This window comes from Calothrix sp. CBUCES-K 9914, assembly GCF_059640475.1.
Window position 1 is genome coordinate 1 of record NZ_JBXXZH010000412.1, and the last position, 5388, is coordinate 5388.

Annotated in this window: 4 protein-coding genes; 2 read left to right on the forward strand and 2 right to left on the reverse strand. The window is 39.7% G+C overall.

Features of this window, described 5'->3' with window-relative positions; translation table 11 throughout:
* Positions 1-352 precede the first annotated feature (352 nt).
* Positions 353-589 (forward strand): hypothetical protein, encoded by a 237-nt coding sequence (locus tag AC2JBO_RS42715; protein WP_496959685.1) that lies wholly within the window; start codon positions 353-355, stop codon positions 587-589.
* A gap of 174 nt (positions 590-763) precedes the next feature.
* On the opposite strand, the gene AC2JBO_RS42720 is transcribed toward AC2JBO_RS42715, so the two are convergent.
* Both AC2JBO_RS42720 and AC2JBO_RS42725 read right to left on the reverse strand, forming a co-directional pair.
* Positions 764-2665 carry a M48 family metallopeptidase gene (locus AC2JBO_RS42720; protein WP_496959686.1) on the reverse strand — a complete coding sequence of 634 codons (1902 nt, stop codon included), beginning with the start codon at positions 2663-2665 and terminating at the stop codon, positions 764-766.
* Between the two features lie 22 nt (positions 2666-2687).
* Positions 2688-3275, reverse strand: a complete 588-nt coding sequence (locus tag AC2JBO_RS42725) for a LemA family protein (RefSeq protein WP_496959687.1) — start codon at positions 3273-3275, stop codon at positions 2688-2690.
* 462 nt (positions 3276-3737) lie between these two features.
* On the opposite strand from AC2JBO_RS42725, the gene AC2JBO_RS42730 reads away from it, so the two are divergent.
* The coding region (locus tag AC2JBO_RS42730; protein ID WP_496959688.1) for an alkaline phosphatase at positions 3738-5388 on the forward strand (1651 nt) is incomplete at its 3' end.

The window sequence follows — 5388 nt, forward strand, 5'->3', positions numbered from 1 at the left end:
ACTCAGTAGTAATTACTATATAAACCCGAAAATTCGCTTAATAACTCTTTAAAACGGTAGATATTTGGCTCAAAACTTTTACTACTGCTTATATACGTACTTCAATGAACTCTATAGTATAATATGATGATTATTGATACATGACTTTTTTCCTAATTCATTTTATATACTTCTCAGGATATAGAGGATTGCTCGGCAGATTTATGAACATAAGTAGGGTGTGTGACGCTACGAAAAAACTTGAACGTAGTTATAAGACCTGTAGCGTCACGCACCTGAACATAAGTATGGTGCTACTCAGAAACAACCTTGTCGCGTACAAACTGGCGCCTTTCTCTAACGAAAAAGCTTTGTGTGTAGAAATTCCTGTGAATTAAGAATTAATCGTGCTTTGTGTGATTGTAGGTTTGATTTTAACCCACATTCACACTTCAATTTGAAGTACAAAGAGATTACGAAAGAAATTGATGGTGAGAAAAGAAAAGCACCACCAGTAGGAATTACCCAACGAGCTAAAGTCTCTAATCGAGTTTCTGGAACTTCGGTTGAGGAAAACGTGCAAAATCTATTACCGCCGTTAGGATTTTGACCTACAAGCATGAGGTTAGGAACCATGTCTAAGAAGCAAGTGAAAACATTGTCACTTGTTTGACAGACGGATAACGCGTACGTTCAAGTTTTTTCATCGCATCACGCACCCTACCATTTTTATGTGCCAATTGCACAAGTTCTATTGTTGACATGCAATGATAAATATTTTTTATTAAATTTGAGGGCGCCCCCCTGAACGGTTACTTTTAACGTTACGTTTGTTAAGGAATGGTGGAATAGGACAATCAAGCGTCATAGCGACAGCGCGAAGTAAATCAGCTTCTTGGTCTGTAACCTTATTATCTGTTAAAACGGTATGCGCGCAGGCATCGACTACTGCTTGTTTGATTTTACCGTTGGCAAGACGCAAACGTTCGAGGCTTTTTTTGACTTCAGCAAAGTTGCATTTTACGAGTTTGTCAGGCTTTTCTAGTTCTCCAGATGTCGGTAATCTGTAAATACCTGAACGGAAAGCGTATGTTGCCGCGTCAGTATTAGAATCTCCTACTCGTGCTAATGCTGATAATACCAGTAAACAATCTGACCAAACTTCTTCGATTGAGTCAAATTGAACTGTAGTAGAGGCGCCTGAATTTACGGATGATTGTAAACGGTGCCATACTATCAACTGCAATACAAAATCCCACAATTCAAGTTTACCGTTAGCTTTAATTAGACCTTGAATCGTTTTACAGACTCTTTGACATTCAATAGCAGGCATTTGTCGTAATGCTGGTATTGTTAAATCTACTAAGGGTAAACGAATGCTTGGGTCTAATTGTTCTATTTCAATACTTAATGCTAAAGTTTTCTCTATTAAATCCTCTGGCTGGACTTGTCGTAACCATTCAATCTGAGCTTCTTTTTGAGTGTTAGTACTTAAAGCTAGCGCAAAAACAATTGCCATTGCACTAGTAGTATCTCTTACTGATACACGTAAAGATTCAGGTAACTGTGCTAGTAAACCTTGGACGTGAGCTAAATTTTCTGGCGCCACAGTCCCAACTTGCGGTACAACTTGTTTTGGAGTACTGGGTGTACTGCCAGCTAAACCCCCAGCTAAACCCATTGTCAAAGAATCTTGCGAGCTAGGTCTGGGTTGTGATATACCTGAAGGCGCCTTGACTTTAACCCCACGAACACGTTGAATGCGTTCGCTAACAGGTGGATGAGTTGCTAGCATTTCTTCCCAGAAGTATGTGTTTATAGTTTTACCAAAAAACATGTGGCTAGCAGCTTCAGCATGAGGTGATATTAACCGAGAATCCATTTTTTCCAGCTTGGATAAGGCGCCCGCAATAGCATCAGGGTTACGAGTGAACTGCACAGAAGAAGCATCAGCAAGGAATTCTCTTTGGCGAGAAACACCAGCTTTGATAAGGCGCCCGCATAATAAACCAATACCACCAATCGCCATTAGTATAAGTCCCAAAGCCCATAAAGGCATACCTTTGTCGCGCGAACCACCACGAGTACGCAGTAACAATTCCCCAGTGATGTAAATAAATAAGATTCCGTGCAATAATCCCATCAACCGTAGATTTATCGCCATATCCCCGTTAAGAATATGACTAAACTCGTGTCCAATTACACCTTGTAATTCATCGCGGTCAAAACTATCCAAACAACCGCGCGTCACACCAATTACCGCATCATTAATTGTAAACCCAGCAGCAAAGGCGTTAATACTATACTCTCTATCAAGAATGTAAACAGGTGGAATTGGAACACCTGACGCTATCGCCATTTCTTCTACAATATTTAATAGTTGACGTTCGCGCTCGTTAGCCATGTCATCTATAATTTCGCGTCCCCCTAACTGTTCGGCAATAACCCAGCCTCCTTCGCGCAAACAAGCTATTTTATAAGCGCTAGCCAGTCCAATTGCAACTGATGTTACACCAGCAACTGCGATAAATAGCTGTGGATGCCACCAAATATGTGGCGCCAGACGAAAAAAGAATAGCATGGCAATATAAACTGCCACAATCATAATTAAGATCGACAGTCCAAACAACAGAAATAACTGCTGGGTATTTTGACGCGCTTTATCCTGATTTTCAAAAAAATTCATGGCAACAAAAGCAAACTAACAACTAAAAAGATACGCGCGGAGCATTTCTAACTTCGGGTGCAGCTTCTTCAAGTAAATTTGCAGAAGCAAAGTTAAACGAGCTTGAAATCAAATTGCTGGGGAAAACTTCGCGCTTGGTGTTATATAGTGTCACCGCATCATTAAAAGCTTGACGCGCGAAAGCAATGCGGTTTTCTGTCGAAGAAAGTTCTTCCATAACTCGCGTCATCGTTTCCGAAGCTTTGAGTTCAGGATAAGACTCAGAAATTACCATTAACCGACCCAAGGCACCTGTAAGTATAGCTTCTGCATTACCTAACTGCTGCATCGCAGAAGGGTCACCAGGATTATTTGCAGCTTTACCGCTCGCTGATATTGCTAAATTCCGAGCATTAATTACAGCTTCAAGAGTTTCACGCTCATGCTTCATATATCCCTTTGCCGTTTCTACCAAATTAGGTATCAAGTCATAACGACGCTGCAATTGAATATCGATTTGAGAATAAGCGTTTTTGTAACGATTCCGAAACACTACCAAATCGTTATAGCTATTCATGATTACAACAGCAACAGTCGCAATCACAACAATTAAAAAAATTACTATTCCCATATGTTATGTGTCTACCTGATAAACAGCTAAAAAAGAGTTTTTTATTCGGCAATCTATATATCTTATTACTTATATTTATTTACTGTCTTCTGTAAAAGTATTTACGTATATACACTGGTGAGTATATACCATATTATTGATGCAAAAATTGTGCCACCGTAGGATAGGCATCTTGCCTATCCGGTTATTTTTAGCCTGTCCGGTTATTTCTAGCCTATCCTACATGATTTTATTGAGAATACTCTTAATAAATAATTCATAAAGATAATAATAATTAATATCAATGAATATACAAAAATATACTTATTATTTAACTTTTTTTTAAACAAGAATATACTCTTTGCTTAACCTGTAAGTGAAAAATTGAAGATACAAAGTATAGATTTTATCTATATTGCGTATTTTGGCGGGCATTAGCGTCAAAGAATTGATTTCGATAAAAATATAAAGGAACTAATTTTCATGACAAAGAATGTCATTATCATGATTGGCGATGGTATGGGTTGGGAAATGGCTCGTGCTGCCGCTATTTATAAAGAAATTCAATCGGGTAAACAAGGTAATAATCTCAGCGATTACTATACATCAGGCGAAGGTAAAGGACTTAGTTTTCAAAATTTAACAGGTTATACGCTTTCTACTACATACGGTACAACAATTGCTGACAGTACAGGAGTTTATAGCACTAATAACTCTGCTTTGAATGGCGCCGACCCAACAACAGGGGGTAGCGCTATTCGTTCAGGTTTCCAGTTTAACCCAGCTTTTAATCCTGGTACTACTCCAACTGGAGGCGCAACAGTAGCTTCTGGTGCTGTCGGAAACTTAGTTGGTTATGACCCTGTACGTGGTGGCGCCACTCCTTGGACTCCCGGTACAGATAAAGAGTACATCAAGTCCAGTTACCCTGACTCTGCGAATACTGCAACTACTTTATATACTGGCGTAAAAAGCTATAACAACGCTATTGGTGTTGATATTTATGAACAACCTTTAGAAACTATCTTAGTCAGTGCCAACTTGGCAGGTAAATCTACAGGTTTAGTAACATCAGTACCTATCGACCATGCTACACCTGGTGCGGCGGCAGCGACTGTCAACCGTCGGAGTAAGTATGACGGTGAATATCCAAATATAGATAATATTCTTCAGCAAGAGTTACGAGTATATCAACCTACAGTTTTATTGGGTGGTGGACATCCTTTATCGAATACTAGCGACCCTTTACCAGACGGTGTAGAACCTCCAAGAACACAAGAGTTCATTACTGAAGCCACTTACAATGAACTGAGTAAAAACCCTAATAGTAACATTTACGATTATAAGTTTTTGGAAAGAGGCGCCAATGCTGGGGCAACGTTAGCAGAAGCAGCAAATAATCTTGACCCAAATAAAGGTGATCGTTTACTTGGTTTATATGGTGCGCGCGGACAAAACGGTAATTTACCAGTAAGTTCAGCAGATGGAGATTACAGTACGACTGGACTTGATATGTTCAGCGTATTCTCAACCAAGGGACTAAATGTAGATACGAAAAGACCTTTACTTCCGGGAGAAACAGACGCATCTTTCATTGCCAGAGAACGCAACGAAAACCCAACACTTAAAGAGTTAACTGACGCAGCGTTAAATGTTCTGGGTAAAGACAAAGATGGTTTTTGGCTGATGGTCGAAGGTGGTGACGTTGACTGGTCAGCACACGACAATAACATGGATAACTTAATTGGCACCATGTTAGATTTTGATAAAGCCGTCGCTTCTACAATTAACTGGATTGAAAATAACGGTGGTTGGGATGATAATTTATTAATCGTAACTGCCGACCATGACCATTATTTGACACTCAACCCGAATTTTCCAGAAATTTTGCAATCAAAAGGCGCCCAAGCATTGACTGACTTAGATACACCTTCAGAAGTTGGTCATTATTGGGGGTCAGACGCAAACTTAAAATACGGTTGGGGAAACCATTCTAACCGTCCCGTACCAGTCTATTATCAAGGTGCTGGCGCCGATGTTTTGACGAGTTACATTGGCCAAGGTTATGAAAACTATGGTTATCAAATACCTGGCAACCCAGGTCTTGTAGATGAGTCGCAAATCTACAAAACTA

Excerpts from the sequence above, each read along its gene's own strand:
- AC2JBO_RS42720 (WP_496959686.1), bottom strand. The coding sequence starts at position 2,665 with ATGAATTTTTTTGAAAATCAGGATAAAGCGCGTCAAAATACCCAGCAG.
- AC2JBO_RS42725 (WP_496959687.1), bottom strand. The coding sequence starts at position 3,275 with ATGGGAATAGTAATTTTTTTAATTGTTGTGATTGCGACTGTTGCTGTT.